The sequence below is a fragment of the Mesorhizobium amorphae genome, assembly GCF_014843845.1.
Classification (GTDB): domain Bacteria; phylum Pseudomonadota; class Alphaproteobacteria; order Rhizobiales; family Rhizobiaceae; genus Mesorhizobium; species Mesorhizobium amorphae_A.
In genome coordinates this window covers 1-15,185 of record NZ_JHQS01000038.1, presented here as the reverse complement: position 1 = coordinate 15,185, position 15,185 = coordinate 1, and the positions used below count along the sequence as shown (strand labels likewise).

At 60.4% G+C, this 15,185-nt stretch carries 15 protein-coding genes and 4 pseudogenes; 13 read left to right on the top strand and 6 right to left on the bottom strand.

All coding sequences use genetic code 11. From position 1 onward, the window contains the following. Positions 1-631 precede the first annotated feature (631 nt). The 4 genes from DH08_RS16665 to DH08_RS36345 all read left to right on the top strand — a co-directional run bounded on the left by DH08_RS16665 (position 632) and on the right by DH08_RS36345 (position 2,357). On the top strand, positions 632-976 hold the full coding sequence (locus tag DH08_RS16665) for a LysR family transcriptional regulator (protein WP_192180340.1): 345 nt from the start codon (positions 632-634) through the stop codon (positions 974-976). Positions 977-1,165: 189 nt separating this feature from the next. Continuing rightward, positions 1,166-1,708, top strand: coding sequence for a trimethylamine methyltransferase family protein (locus DH08_RS36355; protein WP_246800889.1), 543 nt, complete (start codon positions 1,166-1,168; stop codon positions 1,706-1,708). A gap of 22 nt (positions 1,709-1,730) precedes the next feature. Then, positions 1,731-2,069, top strand: a complete 339-nt coding sequence (locus DH08_RS37150) for an enolase C-terminal domain-like protein (RefSeq protein ID WP_345892404.1) — start codon at positions 1,731-1,733, stop codon at positions 2,067-2,069. A 126-nt stretch (positions 2,070-2,195) separates the two neighbouring features. Next, entirely contained in the window at positions 2,196-2,357 is a 162-nt protein-coding gene (locus DH08_RS36345) for a hypothetical protein (RefSeq protein WP_246800888.1), read from the top strand. Positions 2,358-3,487: 1,130 nt separating this feature from the next. Here the strand turns inward: DH08_RS36345 and DH08_RS16655 are convergent. Continuing rightward, positions 3,488-3,769 carry a hypothetical protein gene (locus DH08_RS16655; protein ID WP_192180339.1) on the bottom strand — a complete coding sequence of 94 codons (282 nt, stop codon included), beginning with the start codon at positions 3,767-3,769 and terminating at the stop codon, positions 3,488-3,490. A gap of 116 nt (positions 3,770-3,885) precedes the next feature. Between DH08_RS16655 and DH08_RS16650 the strand changes: the two genes are divergently transcribed. Next, positions 3,886-4,119, top strand: a complete 234-nt coding sequence (locus tag DH08_RS16650) for a helix-turn-helix domain-containing protein (protein ID WP_192180338.1) — start codon at positions 3,886-3,888, stop codon at positions 4,117-4,119. Positions 4,120-4,461: 342 nt separating this feature from the next. Continuing rightward, positions 4,462-4,641 (top strand): annotated as a pseudogene (locus DH08_RS36340) (ArdC-like ssDNA-binding domain-containing protein); the annotation flags it as partial. A gap of 403 nt (positions 4,642-5,044) precedes the next feature. Here DH08_RS36340 and DH08_RS16640 read toward each other — a convergent pair. Next, complete coding sequence (locus DH08_RS16640; protein ID WP_192180336.1) at positions 5,045-5,740, bottom strand: OmpW/AlkL family protein; 696 nt, start codon at positions 5,738-5,740, stop codon at positions 5,045-5,047. Positions 5,741-5,938: 198 nt separating this feature from the next. Next, positions 5,939-7,994: pseudogene (locus tag DH08_RS16635) on the bottom strand (prolyl oligopeptidase family serine peptidase). Between the two features lie 2 nt (positions 7,995-7,996). Between DH08_RS16635 and DH08_RS16630 the strand changes: the two are divergent. Both DH08_RS16630 and DH08_RS16620 read left to right on the top strand, forming a co-directional pair. Next, positions 7,997-8,209, top strand: coding sequence for a hypothetical protein (locus tag DH08_RS16630; protein ID WP_192180346.1), 213 nt, complete (start codon positions 7,997-7,999; stop codon positions 8,207-8,209). Between the two features lie 176 nt (positions 8,210-8,385). Continuing rightward, a pseudogene (locus DH08_RS16620) lies at positions 8,386-8,532 on the top strand (SMC-Scp complex subunit ScpB); the annotation flags it as partial. Positions 8,533-9,449: 917 nt separating this feature from the next. Here DH08_RS16620 and DH08_RS16615 read toward each other — a convergent pair. The 3 genes and pseudogenes from DH08_RS16615 to DH08_RS16605 all read right to left on the bottom strand — a co-directional run. After that, the gene (locus DH08_RS16615) at positions 9,450-9,872 is read right to left on the bottom strand and encodes a PIN domain-containing protein (protein WP_192180334.1); all 423 of its coding nucleotides are present in this window, start codon (positions 9,870-9,872) and stop codon (positions 9,450-9,452) included. Further along, entirely contained in the window at positions 9,869-10,135 is a 267-nt protein-coding gene (locus DH08_RS16610; protein ID WP_192180333.1) for a type II toxin-antitoxin system Phd/YefM family antitoxin, read from the bottom strand. Before DH08_RS16610 ends, DH08_RS16615 begins: the two co-directional genes overlap by 4 nt. Before the next feature lie 506 nt (positions 10,136-10,641). Next, positions 10,642-10,976, bottom strand: a pseudogene (locus DH08_RS16605) (ISAzo13-like element transposase-related protein); the annotation flags it as partial. 241 nt (positions 10,977-11,217) lie between these two features. Here DH08_RS16605 and DH08_RS37145 point away from each other — a divergent pair. From DH08_RS37145 to DH08_RS16580, 5 genes are all read left to right on the top strand, one after another. After that, positions 11,218-11,508: a type IV toxin-antitoxin system AbiEi family antitoxin domain-containing protein gene (locus DH08_RS37145; protein WP_192180332.1), complete on the top strand. Its 291-nt coding sequence runs from the start codon at positions 11,218-11,220 to the stop codon at positions 11,506-11,508. Beyond that, on the top strand, positions 11,466-11,909 hold the full coding sequence (locus tag DH08_RS37425; protein WP_428338473.1) for a nucleotidyl transferase AbiEii/AbiGii toxin family protein: 444 nt from the start codon (positions 11,466-11,468) through the stop codon (positions 11,907-11,909). The genes DH08_RS37145 and DH08_RS37425 overlap by 43 nt, the downstream gene beginning before the upstream one ends. A 62-nt stretch (positions 11,910-11,971) precedes the next feature. Continuing rightward, positions 11,972-12,328, top strand: coding sequence for a hypothetical protein (locus DH08_RS16590; RefSeq protein ID WP_192180331.1), 357 nt, complete (start codon positions 11,972-11,974; stop codon positions 12,326-12,328). 512 nt (positions 12,329-12,840) lie between these two features. Beyond that, positions 12,841-13,962, top strand: coding sequence for a M24 family metallopeptidase (locus tag DH08_RS16585; RefSeq protein ID WP_192180330.1), 1,122 nt, complete (start codon positions 12,841-12,843; stop codon positions 13,960-13,962). Positions 13,963-14,647: 685 nt separating this feature from the next. Further along, a partial coding sequence (locus DH08_RS16580; protein WP_192180329.1) for a cation:dicarboxylate symporter family transporter occupies positions 14,648-15,185 on the top strand: 538 nt, incomplete at its 3' end.

Genomic DNA, 15,185 nt, shown 5'->3' with positions numbered 1-15,185 from the left:
TGCCGCGCTTCATTGCGGAGAGCTACAATGATTCGAAATTCCTCGGCGGGCCAGTCCGCAAATAGGGCTTCCGAAGCAGCCTGCAGGCGAATTTGGAAATCGCCTTGGGCAGGGCAATACTGTCAGCACAGCGGCGACGGCAGCGCGGTCATCGACAACGGTTAGAGTTTCGGGCCCAAGCGACCGTAAAGGATCCGTGTCCGGAGCATCTGCGCCGAACGCGTGATCATCGCCGCTTCGTCGAACTGTGTTGCAGTTCGGTCAGACGCCTGGGCCTCTATCAGGACTTCTCGCCCAACGGCCGGATACACCTCGTCAACGCGAACGATACTGCGCATCTCCATTCACAAACCTGTTGTCTGAAGCTGGACAAGAATGTCGGAACCCGACGAAACGGTCGGGGGGTCGGCCTTTCAGTACGGACGAGTGGTGCAACTCACAACGGGGCGCCAACCGGCACACAACTTGCGGGGATCACGGCGGACGGCCGCACTCCCGTCACGGAGCCCGGTGGTAACTGATCAGTCTCTCGACTTGCCGCGTGTAGACTGGCGGCAGTCCTTTATGGCCAGAGGACGACGTGGATATCCGGTCGTTCGGTTCGCGCCTGCCGATCTGATTGGAGTGTTCAATGGCCCATCGCCATTATGATCTACTGTCCCTCACTGTCCTCACTGCCCTCGAGGTATTCGAGGCATCGGCACGCCATCTTTCGCTCGAGCTTGCAGCTTCCGAGCTGAACGTGACATCGGCAGAGATCAGTCGGCAGATCAAAGTCATTGAGGATGAGCTTGGTGTTCCGCTGTTTGTGAGGCCAGGAACAGGCGTGGTGCTTACCAGCGCTGGCAAAGACCTCTACACCGAGCTAGCAGGCATTTTTTCCAAGGCGTCCGATGCCGTCACGACCATTAAACTCGGCGGTCGTTCCCGGATGTCACAATTGCCTTTACCGACGCGTTCGCGTCGATCTGGCTGATGCCCCGCATGCCGCGCTTTGGAACACAGTACGATGAATTAGAGTGACCATGTGATTTCCGAAAGTTCGAGCGACTATGACCGCGCTGAGGTTAAGCTATGGCTTCGGCTCATGGGCTAAGGAGAGAGAGCGGACCTCTTGTTGGTCCCGGTTTCGCCCGGGGTGCACCGCAATGCGACCGCCCGGTGCTTGTCCGAACTGCCATTCCTGCACGTCGAATGGATCAACCCGACTTCGCCGGCTGGGACGAGTTGGACCAGGATTGCCCACGGTCCGCTTCATGCGCCCCGCCTTCTGGCCGAATATGAAGAACCTAAGCTCGACGTCGCGAAGGACGAGGAATTGCGCGCTTATATTGACCCGTCGCTCGCGGGAAATCCCCGCCGTCGACGCGCTCAACGAGGAATACTGAGCATCCTCATGCGCATTGATCAGATCAACGTCTATAGGATCCAGATGCCTGTCAGAGGCGGCACCTATCGAATGGCAAGCGACGACGTCGACGTGCCTGACAGCACCCTTGTCGAGGTTGTGACCGATGACGGGCTGACTGCCCGATCGGGCCGGTTTATCAGCCGCATCATGTACTCGGCGCACGCGCGGCAATTGCCGAAATCGCACCTGGCCTCATCGATTCTGAGATTGCTTCGATCAGGCCTCTCGCCAAACGCATGGACGAGCGCTGGAACGGGCATGGCTATGCCAAGGCGGGTACGACATAGCATTCCTTGATGTTCTCGGCCAGCGGCTGGGAGTGCCGGTCTCGACACTGCTGGGCGGGGCGCTGACGGACCGTGTTCCGGCCTACTATTCGCTTATCGTCGACCCGCCAGAGGAGACGGCTCGGATTGCCGCCGAGAAGGTGAAGGTGGGGTATCTGCGGCTTCAGGTGAAGATCTCGGGAAAGGATCTCGAAGAGGATGCGGCGACCGTCCATAAGGTCTGGAAGGTGGTCGGGTACAGGTCGCGCATCGCGGTAGACGGTAACAGGGGCCTCACGGTTGCTGCCGCCATTCATCTCGATCGGCTATGCCAGGCAATCCCCTTGTTTTCGAGCAGCCCTGCAACACTATGGATGAGGTCGCAACTCTGAAGGGCAGGGTCACGCATCCGATCTATCCGGATGGGAATACCGAAGATCAGAATGCAGTGCTCCGGGCGATCTCCCTCGGCATAGCAGATGGCTTCGGCTTCAAGGTCACCCGGCGGCCTCACCAAAATGGCGACAAGGCGCGACCTTTGCGCCATCCGCTCGTTACCGCACAGCTGTGATGACGCATGGGGTGGCGACATCATCGCGGCGGCGTGCGTCCAACTTGCGGCGACCGTCGAACCGCGCCGCATGGAAGGCGTCTGGATCGCGCAGGAATATGTTGAATGACATTTCGACGCGAAGAATCCGATCGTCATCGAAAAGGGTCACATCGCCGTACCGCAGTTGCCAGGCCTCGGCATCAAACCGGAACCCGGCATGTTCGGTGAGCCGGTGGCCACGCACGGATTCTAATGAACGCACCTGCCAACATCAGCGCAATAGGGGCATCACGCGGCCATCGAGTCGAAATAAAAATAATGCGGCTTCTGCGCGTCAAAGGAATCAATCTCATATCCGCCGCCCCTCGATTGGCAGAGCGTCGAGCCCCGCGATTCGCCACCGGAACAGCGGCAGCCTCGATACCGTGTTGGCGATGCGAAAGGGTTCGATATAGGCGTGAAGCGCCAGGTGCGAGAACCCGGGTAACACCAGACCACCAGGTCAAACGGCCGATCGGCCGCCGCCGAAATTTTCGGCGTGGCCAACGACCTGACCGACGCCTCCGTGCTCTGTGTGCGGGCTTAGCTCATGAATTGGGAATGCAGCCGACAAGCCGGATTGGTGGGATGAAGAGTCATATAACTACACCGCCCATCTGGCCCGGTGAGACTGGGCCTGGGAGTTCTGGCTGCGCAATCCGCATTCCGGCAGAACTTGCGGCCGCATGGCTGGAATGCCGGAAATTGCTCGAATATCATTGTGCAGCGCGTCAACTTGGCGTGTTGGGACGTTCGTCGCAAACTCTTTCAGGCGTGATGCCGCGGTATGCTGGTGTTCAAGCCGAACGCCCATACGTACTGACTAGGACGTCCAGCCTGTCGTGCGGGCGCTGGCTTTTTGCTGTCCGTCCCGCTCCACATCGACGCAATCTGCCCCACTGGGCAGTTGAAACACCGCCTATGGCACTCGCATGTCTCAGCAGTCTCAGTGCGGACGGACGCCCGCCAAAGACCCTGTTTTCAGCCGGAAGCGGGTGGCCGCCATCTGCGCTTCGTCTTCCAGGCGACGGTTCGCCTGCGGAGGCTTCGCTCCGGGAAACTTGCCGAAGCGCTGATCAGCAAACCGCGGGTCCAGGTCGACTGAAAAATCCCGCGACCATCTGCATGGCCGCATCCGTCCACCGCGCCACTCGCCGCGGCGCTCATGAATGGCGGGTGCAGGGAGTTCGTTTTGAAAAGCGCACACTGCGCAATTCGTCAGTTGCCGAACAATTCCTTGTAGCCCGTGGTCACAATCCAGTTCACACGGTCGAGATGACTGCGGAGAGCCTTTCGGGCGCGCTCCGGTTCCTTTGCCGGATCAATGCCGAGGATCAGATGCGCCATTTCCTCTTCGCTGGCGTCGTCAGCGGATGCGTCCAGTAGCCGCATATAGATCGTGAAATGCTCTTTGTCGTACGGCGTGAGGCTTTCGGACCAGGGGACTTCGTCGCGAAGCGTTGAGCTTTGAGTCCCATCTGTTCCCGTTAATCGATTCATGTCTGCTGTGAACCTCGCCTGTTGAGCACTGGATGCATCGCAGAATATCCCAAAATGGGATAATCCGAAACCGGGATTAGTCGCTGAGCCGGTCTTTACCTGACCGGTTCGCCTACATGCCCAAATCTCTTCGATCACCCCGCCACCAGCGGTTTCTGGCCCAGCTAATATCGCTGCGCAAGGCCAAAGGCCTGACCCAGGCGCAGGTGGCTGAGAAGCTTGGTCGGCCGCAATCCTTCGTGGCCAAGTACGAGGGTGGAGAGCGGCGTCTCGATATCATTGAGTTTCTCGACGTAACTGTGGTGCTTGACGCTGATCCGTGCGAGATTCTGTCCAGCCTGCGGACGTAGCGGGCGCCCGCGCGCCTCACGGCGCGCGCCAGGTGCTCGTGAACCGAGCCCGTTTCTTCGGTAAGCGCAGGCGGTCTCGGCCATTCGGCTTCGCCCCCTGGCGCGGGTCGTCTAACCCGCGCCATTCTTCTCCTGTTGGGCCTTTCCCGGCGGCGCAAGGTGGGCGGCCCTCCCTTCTAGACCCGCCGCGGCATCCCGCAACCCTCCGCTCTCGCTTCGGGTCCTTCTCTTCGTTCCGGTCCTTCGGATGCGGTCCGACTTAGACGACGGGCCCTTCCGGTCGCGAGTCACCGCCCACCCCGCCTCCGGGGAATGCCGCGATTGGCGAGCAGAGGACAAACGATGCATGCAAGACAGAAGCGTACCGCCAGCGGAGAGGCAGGCAAGGCTGGGCGCTCGGGCGCCAGCCTCTATCAGGAGATCACAGACCGCATCATTGCCGAGCTGGAGCGCGGCACCGTGCCATGGGTCAAACAATGGGGCAGGGCAAAGGCCGGCGTTGGGCTGCCGAGGAATGCTTCCGGGGCGCCAGCCACCGCTACTGCAGCAAAAGAACAGCCAGCTGTCGTCGCAGCATGGCTGAACAAGGCATCTTGTCGGCGTCGAGGAGCTCCGTGCTCGCCCTTTGCAGGCGCATAAGCTCAGACATGACGTCGGGGAGACTGATGCCGGCAAAGAGTCTGGCCAGCATTCCACAGTATCAAAAGCCATCCCGATCCAAGCGCGTCTAAGCACTTCCATTTCAGGCGTTAGTCGAGGCCGCGTTGACAAGGGGTCCCCTTCTTGGTTCGCTGGAAGAAGGCGGCCGCCCTCTCGACAACGGCTTCTTCAAGTGTCGCCCGTGCAGCGCCGGCGGTAAAAAGGGCGCACGAGGCGCCCTTCATTTTCAGGTCGGCTGTCAGCCAAGCCGCCGTCGCCTTCGCTGTCAGAAGCGGTAGGTGACACCTGCCCCTATCAACCACGGATCGAGAGCGGCCTTCCCCGTCAGCTTCGCGCCGGCCACGGTGACGTCGAAGTCTGGCTTCAGGAAAAGCTTCTTCACGTCGAAGTTGACGCCCCAGTGCTGGTCCACCATGTAGTCGAACCCGACCTGCAGCGCGGTGCCAAACGTGTTCTTAACCTTGAGAGCATCGGCACTGCCGGTATTCTGGTTATAGAAGACCGTGTAGTTAACGCCGGCGCCGACATAGGGCTTGAAAGCGCCGAAATGGGTAAAATGATACTGCAATGTGAGCGTGGGCGGCAGCAGCCAAACCTTGCCGACCTTGCCCAGCCCGCCGATCGTTCCTTGGCCGTCGATGTTGGCATAGGTGGTGCCGAGTATGAGTTCCGCGGCGATGTTGTCCGTGAAGAAATACGAGATATCGAGTTCCGGGATCACGGTGTCCGAATAGGAAAGATCGGAGCCGGGCACCGCATTGACGTAGCCCGAATCCTTAGTGATGACCCCCAACCCACGCAGGCGGATCTGCCAAGGGCTTGGCGCTTCGGTGACCGGGGCTCCTGCCTGCGGGACGCTTGCGGCTTGCACAAGGTCCGCCCCGACGGCCTGCTGTCCCACCACGATGAAGACGACGGCCGCTGTTACTCCCCGCGCCACGCCCATTCGCTTTCTCGCCATGATATTCTCTCCTTTACCTTCAGAAATGATGCATCGTACTATTACGAATACTGCTAGACTTACTTGAGATTACGGATGCTAACGCTCCTCTTGCCTGAGGCGGTATTTGCGCGTTCCCGCAATCATCGACCTGTGCTCACTTTATTTGAAACGATGCCTGTGTCTGGTTGCGCCTACCTATCGAACGCCATCGGTTTGCTAGCCGATCGCACTGCCAAGGAAATTGGTGCCAAGGGCAATGAATGCTGCCCGCTCCCGATTGTCCTTGCCGTAGCCGTGCCCGCCTGCGCCGGGCTCGTAGAAGTAAGCGGGATAGCCCAGAGCCTGCAGCTTTGCGGCCATCTTACGCGCGTGGCCCGGATGGACGCGGTCGTCCCGCTTCGTGGTGGCGAGCAGGATCGGCGGATAGGGCTGTCCCGGCATCGCGGCGTGATAGGCGAAGATTTCGTTGAGGAAAGTCCAATCGTCCGGCTTGTCGGGATCGCCATATTCGTCAATCCCGGCTGCGCCAAAAGCTTGGTGTAGCGGCGCATGTCGACAAGCGGAACTGTGCAGAACAGCGCGCCGAAAAGCGGGTAAGCATATTGGCGATCAGCAGGCCGCCATTTGAGCCGCCCTCGGCGGCAATCCGTCTCGACCGCGTAATGCCCCTTCGCACCAGGTCGGCGGCAACGGCGGCGAAATCGTAGTGGGTGAGGCGCTTGCCCTCCCTGCGCCCGGCCTCGTGCCAACGGGTGCCGAACTCGCCGCCGCCCCGGATGTTTGCCACTACGCACGTGCCGCCGCGTTCGAGCCACAGCTTGCCGATTGAGGAATTGTAGTAGGGCAGCAGCGATATGCCGAACCCGCCATAGGCGGTGAGGTGAACCGGGGCATCCCCGTTTCCGTTCGCCGGGCCGACCTGCGTATAGGGGATCATCTCACCGTCGGTCGAGACTGCCTCGTGCCGCGTGACCACCAGCCCGGATGCGTCGAAAGTCTCGGGGTTGCGCTTCAGGATTACTGGAGCGCCGAGGGGGGGCGGGACATTGAGGTCGAATAGGAGAAGCTGCGGCGGTGTGATCGGGTCCTGAGCCGAAATGAGGACCTCTCCATTCGTCTCGTGATGCCCCGCATCGAGCGACGACAGGTGAACAGTCCCTTCGGCGGGCACGGCGTCCAGCGCTCGGCGCGTCCATTCCTGGCGTTCGGGCGTGAACATCTCGAAACGCGGAACGAGGTTGACGAGGTACGAGATAATGAGCTTTCCGTTATTCCAGAAGAATGACTGCAGGGCGCGCCTGTCGCCTGGTTCAAAGACGGTGACAAAACCGCGCCCGCCGGCGATGAAGGAGGAAAGCGAGATGCCGATCAGCGCGTCTGCGGCATGGGTCGTCCCTCCCACCGTCCAGGGCTTGCGCGGCTTTACCGCCAGCCAGTCGCCGAAGCTGTCCCACCGAGCGTCCCGAGGAAGATCGATCTTCATCTTCGGCCCGCTCCTGTCGCCGATCCGGCCTATCACCCCGAAGAAGGCCGGCTTTTCGATGAACCAAAGGCGCTCGCTCTCGGCGGTGCGGTCCAGATAGCCAGACACGCCGAGGGATTCGGAGCCGGTCTCGAAGATTGCCGGCGCGGTGAGCGGATCCGCGCCACGCTTCCACAGCCGTACGGTGCGCGCGTAGCCGGAGCGGGTGGCCATGCCATCACCAAGCGCACTTGAAAGCAGAAGCGTGTCAGGGTCGAGCCAACTAATGCCGCCCTTGGCCTCTGGGAGATTGAAACCGTCGGCGACAAAGCTCAGAGACCCCAGATCGAATTCGCGATGTACGACCCCATCGCTGCCGCCGCGTGACAGGCGCAGAACGGCTCTTTCCCGTTTCTCCGGCTCGAGGTACGCGCCGCCCCAGATCCAGTCCTCTTCGTCGCTAGCGGCGAGGGCGTCCAGATCGAGCAGTAGCTCCCATTGGGGATCCGCCTTCATGTAAGCGGCAAGGGTGGTCCGGCGCCACAGTCCGCGCGGATTTCCCGCATCTCGCCAGAAATTGTAGAGGTACTGACCACGGCGCGTGATCAGGGGAATCTTGTCAGGACGGTCGAAAATCGCTGTCAGGGTGTTGTGGTCGCGCTCGAACTGCGTTCCACCGAAGTGCTCTAGAGTCCTGGCCGACTGGCTGGCGGCCCAGTCAAGTGCCCGTTCGCCTTCTACATCTTCGAGCCAAAGATAGGGGTCATCATCAGGGGCATTCAGCGTTGGGCGGAAATCGAATGCGGTCATGCATGGATAACCTGAAGAGTGATGTCGACTGGAAAACAGGCACAAAGTCGTCCGTCGGCTCGGGAAAGTTCAGTTTGCGCGGCGGCGAGCGCATGTTCGGCGAACGTGATCATTGGATGATTTCCTCCTCAGTGCGTGCCGCAGCGCGTTTGCGGATAGCTCTGCATGTGCCGTGCCAAATGGAAAATCGTTTCAGAACAATGCTATGGCGCTGATAGCGCTGTGTCTCATGTCCGACATCGTCGAATATCCGACAATGAGTGCAACCGTAGGCGTCGCCATGGCGCCAGCTAGCGCCACCGCCGCCGAAAATATCTGCACCAGGTCTTGCGGGCGGCCAATCTCGCGCGTGGCGGTGCGGCGGGAAAGTCGCGGCGCAAGGTAACTTTCCATGGCTTTCGCTGCTGGCGAGCCGGTCAGCCGCGAAACGCTCGCCCCCATTGGCAAGAACTGCAGCATCGATCTCCTGATCGAAGACGTTCGCGAGGAGTTGCGCGGTCGCCCCGACGATCTGGTCGCTGTCGCCAGCGGCTGGAAGCCGTGAGGAGAATGGGTTTTCTGCGGCTTTTGCCGACGGCGCTCTTGGCCCAAGCCTCAAAACATTTCCACCAGCAGGCCCTCCCGGGTGTGGCTCGCGGGGAAGAGCCTGAACGGCAGCTCGCCGGGCGAGCTCGCGCAACGCGTGAGCAGTCTTCGTGACGGAAATCACGTGGCATACGGCATAGGAAGGAGGACGTTCACCCCGAAAATCACGGTGACCGATCGTGCCAGCTACACCAGTTGATCGGTACGATCGTTTTCAGCCATCAGCTTTCCGTCAGATAAAACGAGTAGGGAGCGTCGCCCGGCACGCGACTATCGTCCCGTTCGGAGAACGGATTCATTGAGGACAGGCAGCGCTGTGCCGTCTACATCGGCGCTCGTCTGCGGCCTGCTGGTAGTCGTGGCGCCAGCTTAGGGGAAGAAAGGACTCTGCGGGATCCGGATCAAAACTTAACTGCGAAGAGGGTTGATCCTCCGTTTCATTTCTCTTCCGAACGATCCCGTCGCCAGACTGCCGGCGGCGGTTCTGTTTCCAGCATCCGAACAGGGAGGCTATCCCCAGGTTCGGTCAATTGATCATCGACCTCGTGCCGCTCGGCTCGATCCGCCTCGCTCAAACCGCTCTGCTCCCGCCACACACATTCGTCGCCTGCTGGCCATGGCGGAATGGAAGACTGTGACGGCAGCCAGCTGGGATCAGCGTTAAAGTCTCATTGCGTTCAAATGCAGATAACGTGACATCGCTGGCGATCGCTCTTTGAGATCATGCACGACCGTATGCAGCCACCGCAAGGACGCGTAGTTGCCGGTCAGGAGAATGCCGGCGTGATTTTTCAGCAATCGGTATGAGAGCAAACCAATCCTTCCTTTTCGCCGGTCGCTTCCACGGCCTTATATGCGGCGCCGAGCGGTTCATCCGACCCACGGATCAAAGAGCTCAATTCCAAAACCCTCGAAATCCTTCGTATTGCGCGTTGCCAGGGTGAGTTCCTGGGCAATCGCGGTCGCTGCGATCATGCCGTCCATCGACGAAAGGCCGCGGCCACGCCGCTTCGCGAGGCCCATCAGGTCGCCCCAGGCTAGGGCAACAGGTTCGTCCACGGAGAGAACCCTCTGCTCGAAGCGCTGCGGCAGGTCCCGGGCGAGCCATTCGGCCAGTGCGTCCCGTTTCCTACCCTCGTCCATGAGGGCAACGCCGCGCCGGATCTCGGCCATCGACACGACGCTAATAAACGAGCGATCCTCATCGAGCCCGTCCAGCCATTCCAGCACGCGCGCATTTGGGGCAGGCCTGGTCACCTCCGACAGAACATTGGTGTCAAGTAGAAGCCTCACAGCGACAAATCTCGCGGTTCGTCGCGTAGGCGCTCAAGGTCCAAGTCGGCGCCGCGCAGCGGCGACTCCAGTAGGAACTGGGCAAGCGTGCCTTTGCGCGCTGTCTTACGTTGCCACTCTTCTGCCGAGACGACAACTACGCTTGGCTTGCCGTTCCGCGTGATCGTTTGCGGCGCGGCCTGCGCACGCTCGATGACTTCCGAGAGCCGCGCCTTGGCCCGAGCGACGGTCCAGTTGGTCTCCTCTTTGGGTATAGATAGCATATTTGGCCTCCTTGACCATTATGACTATCTTGACTATATGGGAATCGCGATGCGGCCGCAACAGGGCAGGGGACTTTCAGAGCCAGGGCGCCTCGGCCCACAGCCATGCGTATCGCCACGCCGCATATTGCGGCGGCACTGCAATCGGCAGCGGAACTGATCGATGCGAGGGGACTTTTGCCGCCCGCTCTCGAGGCCCTTGGCAATAATAGCATAAGCGAGCTGCTGGGAAGACGGCACTATTTCAGTTCAACGTCACCCGCAGGCGACAGGCATAGCGGCAAGGTGCCTCTGGCAAATAGCGAGTTTCTGACATTCAGTCCGACGAGTTGAACGTCTGCGTTGCTCAACCGAATTGATCGATCTGAGCAGCATTTCCAGTCTGCCCAGAAACCTGACGCTGCGCACAACCAGCCTTCATGATCGTGACAGCGGCCGGGCTTCCAGTCAGACCCGCGGAAACGACAGACCTGTCGTCTGAAGATAGTCGACGGAGAGCCGCCGGATGCGTCCCGGTCGGGATGGTTCGTCCCTTCCTTCGTTTTGCGATTGGCCTGAAGACTAAGCCAAGGCCTCGAAGAAGCTCCGCCACCGAGTTGGCAGAGATGCTGTGCCCAAGATCCTGCAGGCCGAGTGCGAGCTTGGCAGACTCTTGGCCGTCCACAACAGCGGCGCCATTGGATCACCGCGGGTGACCGGGTCCAGCAATCCCCGCAGATCATCCACCAACGTCGTCGGTGGCCGTCAGCGGTTTGCGACCGCCGCCCACGCGACGCAGACGTTCAAGCGGTGCGGGATCGACCGCCTCGCCGCGGATCTCCTTCAATCCACGCCCAATCGAAACTAACTGCCGCCCCGCACGGTAGTTTCCCGCGCGCGGCCGAAGTAGTCGACCCTGTATATTGCGCCGCTGAACAGGCTTCTCGGAGATGGTCGCTCGAAGTGTCCAGCAGTAGCTGCGGTTGACGACGCTTTCCTCGCTGGGCGGGTGCGGTCTAGTCAACCGCAAGTACGACACAAATGAGAGGTCTTTCGTGGATGGCGGCATACCGGGTCAACGGGCAAGCGCTCGGCCTTTCACGATGTCGTCGCCCGAGCGGGCTTATCTCGAAGTTCTCATGGACGTGCCCGGCGCCATCTCGTTCGAGCACGCCGACCAGCTTCTCCAGGGTATGACCACGCTCTCGCCAAAGCGCATGGAGCAGCTCTTGCGCAAATGCACGAACGTCAAATTGCGCAGGCTGTTCTATTGGATGGCTGAGCGCCACAGAGTGCTCGTCAGAGGCGGCCGACTTGATCCAAAATATCGCATAACGGTTCCGGAGGAGATGTGGCCACAACCAGCCCTTACTACAAACAAGTCCGACTCCTGACGCGTGTCTTGCCGCTCGTTGCGGCGGAAACGTGCTTCGCCCTCAAAGGCGGGACCGCCATCAATCCCTTTATTCGCGATCTGCCGCGGCTCTCCGTCAACATCGAGCTTGTCTACCTGCCCATGTACGAGCGTGATGAGGCGTTCAAGAAAATCGCTGAAGCGCTCTCTCGCATTTCAGACGCGATCTCAAAGGCGATGCCCAGATCATCAGATCATATGAAGATCAGCGCGACGCCTTGCGTCTGTTCGGCAACCATCCGGTCAGGGCCGCGTTGGCTGATTTGGGGCGATTGGACGCTGGCGCACCCTTCCAGACTGTCGTGTATGGCCCGACGGTCAGCGCAACTCCCAACCCGTTTGCACGACAGCGGCCTGAGCATTGTCACGGGCGCGTATTAAGACCGGCGAGTCGTCGTTGATCGATATCGTCGGGGTACTGCTTCGGCCGTGAGCCAGGCGACATGTCCGACGGCGTGATTCTCTATCAGATTTCTTGGTACGGGATCCTTCTCGATCGGGGAACACACGAGTCTTTATCGCCGCCCAAATCCTCGGCCGCCCAAGCCTGGGCGCTCTATATCTCGATTTCTTTCCGAGGCGGCAGACTCGCATTCAACGTCAATACTGCCGAAGGAACACCTGGCTTTGTTGTTTATGGTGTGGCTCTCCTCGGCAATGCCGCCCTGCCGCGCCTCTCCCTAGCCGAGGCCGTGCTCGGAGCCGCGGAGCTCGTTCATTGGCGCCGGCCTGGCTCCCTGTTGGAGGCTCTCAATCAACGGCGAACCTCTGTTGGCACAATCCCGGCGCGATCGACATGAGCTGGTTTCCGGGCAGGGCGATCAATGCCCCTTGAGCAGGACCGCCGCGGTCAAAAATAGCAGCTTCGGCCGCTCCGACCCCTGAGCCGTTTATGCCGGTCGTTTAGTGAAGCTTGCAGATGGGAGCAAGGGCCAAGAACCAAAGCAGAACGCATGCTTCGTGAGCCTTGAAGCTGATTCCTGTCTTCGGTGTGACCAGAGGAGATGCCTTGATCCACATCAAGGCACCTCCTTCAGCATCTTGTACGGTTCCATCGTTCGCGAGACGAACGGGCGCGCGGTATGAAGCGTCGTCCTCACGCCGGCGCTTTGTGAGACCTCGCCGCAGAGCGGGTTGCCGACGGAGGTGACTAGGCACCGGCTGAGAGCGTGGATGCCGCCTACGTCACAACGACTTCCTGCCTCGGCTTCTTCGAAATGTGCTGGCGCGAGTGCAATGAATTTCGATGTCGTATTCGGCGGACGAGTGCCGGTGATTCTACGATGAGGAGACAGCTTGTATGGAGACAGGGATGTTGGACGAGTACAAACTGCGGCTCAATAAATTAAGGCGCTTAATCGAACACAAGGAGTTTGATGCTGCGTCGATAACCTCCACAGACAGCGTCTTTTATCTCACCGGTTTCCGCTATCAGCCATTCGAACGCCCGTTTTTCCTTGTTGTCCGACCCGAGGGCGATCTCGTCTTTGTGACGCCCCGGCTCGAGGCCGGGAACATCGCCACGATCCCGTTGGAGCATCGCACCTTGGAATACGCCGAGTACCCGGCGCGCGAGGGCGAAACCTGTCTCGATGCGCTTGCAGAGGTGATTGGGGGGCATGATGTGATCGCAGTGGAGCCTTCCATGCCTGCGGCACTCCTGCAATCGCTCGATCATTTTTCGCCGATGGTCGAGCCGCTGGTGGAGCGCTTGCGACTGGTCAAGTCGCCCTACGAGATCAGTCGGATCGAACGGGCTGCGCACTTCTCTGATCTCGGCCTGCGGATGATATTGGATGCGGCGCGGATCGGCGCCTCCATTCAGGGCGGCTATGACCGGATCCCGGAGCTTCGCGAGGCCATCGTCGAAGGCGAGGGAAAATTCGACCAGTACACCAGCTCGATCTGGCTCGGCGTCTGGGCGGCACCCTTCAGCGCCCAGCCGCATCGCTTTCCGGAACCGACGGACATATTTGGCGAAGGTCCCAATATCGGCTTGTCGTTTCTTCGGGCGAACGGCTATTCGGCGGAGACCGAGCGCACCTTCTTCCTGCACCGCCCCTCGGCCGATCAAGCCGCTGTCTTCGCTATGATGCTCGCGGCCTGCAACATCGCCTACGACATACTTCGGCCCGGCGTTAGCGCCCATGAAGTCGATCACAAGGTCATGTCCTTCCTACGTTCCGAAGGATTCGGAGGGAACCTGCTGCATCGGACCGGCCACGGTATCGGCATGGGCGGGCACGAAGGACCCTGGGTTGCCGAGGGAAGCGACGACATCCAGCAAGAGAACATGGTGATCAGTGTCGAACCGGGCATCTACTTTCGCGGCCAAGGTGGCTACCGCCATTCCGACACCGTTTTGATCACGGCGGACGGCTACCGAAAGCTGACCGATTTCCCATCTGACCTGGAATCGTTGACTCTCGTCTGACCAGGCCCGTCCCAATCAGCCAGGCGGGAAAAGATGAAACATATAATGCCAGCCTGATGAGGCTTGATGGCTATCGCCGCAATCACGCGACTGACGCAGCGTGGTTACGCGCAAGCTGTCGCGCGAATACGCCGCGAACGACGGCGCGCATCCGGCGCAGCTGATCCGAGCGGAGCGGGGAGCACAACGATCGCGCCAGGAGCGCAACTTGGAGCCTATGTAGCAACGGCCGGTCGACTTCCTCCATTTTGCGGAGCGCCAGACTGTACGGGAGCCGCAGCGGCAATCGCTTGCCGACCGCGTTTGAGTTCGATCACTCGGCACAATCAGCCGGCCGGGAATACGAACTCGGGCATAGCCAAAGCACGATGTCGACCATCTAGATGCCGTTCCCAGCCAACTAAGAGGTTGCCGTCGACGGACTTCCAGCCGCAGCCAGGCTGTGTGTAACGCCAACAGCGGCGTCCAATAACCAGACCGCCGGCCCTCTTCCGATGAAGGGCACGCGCCAGCGGCGAGTGCAGAAATCCGCACAAGCACAGCGTGAGGTCCGGCGCGTTTCTCGCGCCGCCGCTTTTTTGGCACGGAGCTTGCGGCGGTATTGGTGCAGCGTTCGATCGCAGCGCCGCGATGGGAGAAGCCCGGGAAGGGAGGAACCCACCTCAATCCGCTCACGGAGACAAGTATGTTGAACCGGCCTATCCGCAGCGCGAGTCCCGCGCCTCGCAAGGCCTTCTACGCCAAGCCCTACGTGCAGGTGCTTGCCGCCATCGCGCTCGGCGTCGCACTCGGCCATTTCTATCCTGAACTCGGCGAGAGCGTGAAGCCGCTGGGTGATGCCTTCATCAAGCTTGTCAAGATGATCATCGCGCCTGTCATCTTCCTGACAATTGCGACCGGCATCGCCGGCATGAACGATCTCCAGAAGGTTGGCCGAGTTGCCGGCAAGGCGATGGTCTATTTCCTCACCTTCTCGACGCTGGCACTGATCGTGGGCCTTGTCGTCGCCAATGTCGTTCAGCCTGGCGCCGGCCTCAACATCGATCCGGCCTCGCTCGACGTCCAGGCCGTGAATAGCTATGCCGCAAAGGCTCACGAGCAGTCCCTCACCGGCTTCCTGATGAACATCATCCCGTCAACGATCGTCGGTGCCTTCGCGCAAGGCGACATCCTGCAGGTCCTGTTCTTCTCGGTTCTGTTCGGCATCGCCCTGGCCATGGTCG

Coding starts and splice junctions, on each gene's coding strand:
- DH08_RS37145 (WP_192180332.1), top strand. CDS start 11,218: ATGTCGTCGCCCGAGCGGGCTTATCTCGAAGTTCTCATGGACGTGCCC.
- DH08_RS16585 (WP_192180330.1), top strand. CDS start 12,841: ATGTTGGACGAGTACAAACTGCGGCTCAATAAATTAAGGCGCTTAATC.
- DH08_RS16610 (WP_192180333.1), bottom strand. CDS start 10,135: ATGCTATCTATACCCAAAGAGGAGACCAACTGGACCGTCGCTCGGGCC.
- DH08_RS16630 (WP_192180346.1), top strand. CDS start 7,997: ATGGATAACCTGAAGAGTGATGTCGACTGGAAAACAGGCACAAAGTCG.
- DH08_RS36345 (WP_246800888.1), top strand. CDS start 2,196: ATGGCGACAAGGCGCGACCTTTGCGCCATCCGCTCGTTACCGCACAGC.
- DH08_RS16640 (WP_192180336.1), bottom strand. CDS start 5,740: ATGGCGAGAAAGCGAATGGGCGTGGCGCGGGGAGTAACAGCGGCCGTC.
- DH08_RS16655 (WP_192180339.1), bottom strand. CDS start 3,769: ATGAATCGATTAACGGGAACAGATGGGACTCAAAGCTCAACGCTTCGC.
- DH08_RS16665 (WP_192180340.1), top strand. CDS start 632: ATGGCCCATCGCCATTATGATCTACTGTCCCTCACTGTCCTCACTGCC.
- DH08_RS16650 (WP_192180338.1), top strand. CDS start 3,886: ATGCCCAAATCTCTTCGATCACCCCGCCACCAGCGGTTTCTGGCCCAG.
- DH08_RS16590 (WP_192180331.1), top strand. CDS start 11,972: ATGTCCGACGGCGTGATTCTCTATCAGATTTCTTGGTACGGGATCCTT.